Origin of the sequence: Streptomyces sp. SID10853 (assembly GCF_010548145.1) — a bacterium.
GTDB lineage: Bacteria > Actinomycetota > Actinomycetes > Streptomycetales > Streptomycetaceae > Streptomyces.
Map to the genome: position 1 here is coordinate 1 of NZ_JAAGLN010000451.1, position 2,172 is coordinate 2,172.

General features: G+C 70.9%; 1 protein-coding gene. It reads right to left on the reverse strand.

Annotated features, from left to right (window positions below):
- Positions 1–2,172: Rne/Rng family ribonuclease (locus G3I19_RS36205; RefSeq protein ID WP_239075056.1), on the reverse strand; the 2,172-nt coding region annotated here is incomplete at both ends.

A 2,172-nucleotide genomic window follows, 5' to 3' on the forward strand; every position in this document is an offset into this window, starting at 1 on the left:
GCTCGGCGCGTACGCCTTCACCGCGTTCCAGGCCGTCCCGCAGGACGCCAAGGGCCCGCTCGGCGAGGTCGCCCTGCTGGGCGCCAAGCCGCGCGACAAGGCCCACAAGGCCGCCGCCGAGCGCGCCTCGTCCGGCACGAAGCTCTCCGGCTCGTCCGGCACGGGGACGACATCGACGTAATCGGTGTCCGCCTCGTGGCCGTGCGCCTCGTCGTGACCGTGGTCCGAGATGTGCTCGTGGTCGGCCGTGTGCTCGTGGTCGCCGCCCGCGCCGCCGCGGCCGCGCTTCTTGGAGCGCTTGCCACCGCCACCGGAGGACGTCGGCTGCTCCATGTGCACGATGACGCCGCGCCCGTTGCAGTGGACACAGGTCTCGGAGAAGGACTCCAGGAGTCCCTGGCCGACCCGCTTGCGGGTCATCTGGACCAGGCCGAGCGAGGTGACCTCGGCGACCTGGTGCTTCGTACGGTCCCGGCCCAGGCACTCCAGCAGGCGCCGCAGCACCAGGTCCCGGTTGGACTCCAGCACCATGTCGATGAAGTCCACCACGACGATGCCGCCGAGGTCGCGCAGCCGCAGCTGGCGGACGATCTCCTCGGCCGCCTCCAGGTTGTTCTTGGTGACGGTCTCCTCGAGGTTGCCGCCCTGGCCGGTGAACTTGCCGGTGTTGACGTCGACCACGACCATCGCCTCGGTCTTGTCGATCACCAGCGAGCCGCCGCTGGGCAGATAGACCTTGCGGTCCAGCGCCTTCATCAGCTGCTCGTCGATGCGGTACGTCGCGAAGACGTCGACCTCGGACGTCCAGCGCGAGAGCCGGTCGGCCAGGTCGGGGGCGACGTGGGCGACATAGCCGTGGATGGTGTCCCAGGCTTCGTCACCGCTGACGATGACCTTCGAGAAGTCCTCGTTGAAGATGTCGCGGACCACCCGGACGGTCATGTCCGGCTCGCCGTAGAGCAGCGTCGGGGCATTGCTGCTGCCGCCGCTCTTCGCCTTCTTCTCGATGTCCTCCCACTGCGCCTGGAGCCGCTCGACGTCACGGCGCAGCTCGTCCTCGCTGGCGCCCTCGGCCGCGGTGCGCACGATGACACCGGCGTCCTCGGGGACGATCTTCTTGAGGATGGTCTTCAGCCGGGACCGCTCGGTGTCGGGCAGCTTGCGGCTGATGCCGGTCATCGAGCCCTCGGGCACGTACACCAGGTAGCGGCCGGGCAGCGAGACCTGGCTGGTCAGCCGGGCGCCCTTGTGGCCGATCGGGTCCTTCGTCACCTGGACGAGGACCGACTGGCCCGACTTGAGCGCGGTCTCGATACGGCGCGGCCCGTGGGCCATGCCGAGCGCCTCGAAGTTGACCTCACCGGCGTACAGGACGGCGTTGCGGCCCTTGCCGATGTCGACGAACGCGGCCTCCATCGACGGCAGGACGTTCTGGACCTTGCCCAGGTAGACGTTGCCGACGTAGCTGCTGGCCTGCTCCTTGTTGACGTAGTGCTCGACCAGCACGTTGTCCTCGAGGACGCCGATCTGGGTGCGCTCGCCGTGCTGGCGCACCACCATCACGCGCTCGACGGCCTCGCGGCGGGCCAGGAACTCGGCCTCGGTGATGATCGGGACCCGGCGGCGGCCCTGCTCACGCCCCTCGCGGCGGCGCTGCTTCTTCGCCTCCATGCGGGTGGAGCCCTTGATCGACTGGACCTCGTCGAAGCCGGTGCCGGGCTCACGCTCGGCCGCTTCCTTCTTGCGCGGCTCCCGGACCTTGACGACCGTACGCTCCGGGTCGTCGGCCACGGCGTCGGCGTCCGTACCCCCGTCACCGCTGCGACGGCGGCGGCGCCGGCGACGGCGGCTGCTGCTGGACCCGGAGGCCGCGTGGTCGTCGTCCTCCTCGTCGCTGCCCGCGGAGCCGGAGCCCTCGCGGGTGTCGGTCTCGTCCGCGCTCTCCGCCTCGGAGTCGTCACGGTCGTGGTGGCCGTTGGTGTCCTGGTGGCCGTTGTTGTCGTGGTCGTCCGCGTCTCCGGACTCACCGCGACGGCGGCGGCGGCCGCCCCGGCGACGGCGGCGCGAGGGCCGGTCGCCGTACTCGTCGGACTCGTCGCCCTGCTGGGTGTCGTCGGCCGACTGCTCTTCGGTCTCGGCCTCGGGCTCGTCGGCCGCGGGCTGCGCGGCGGC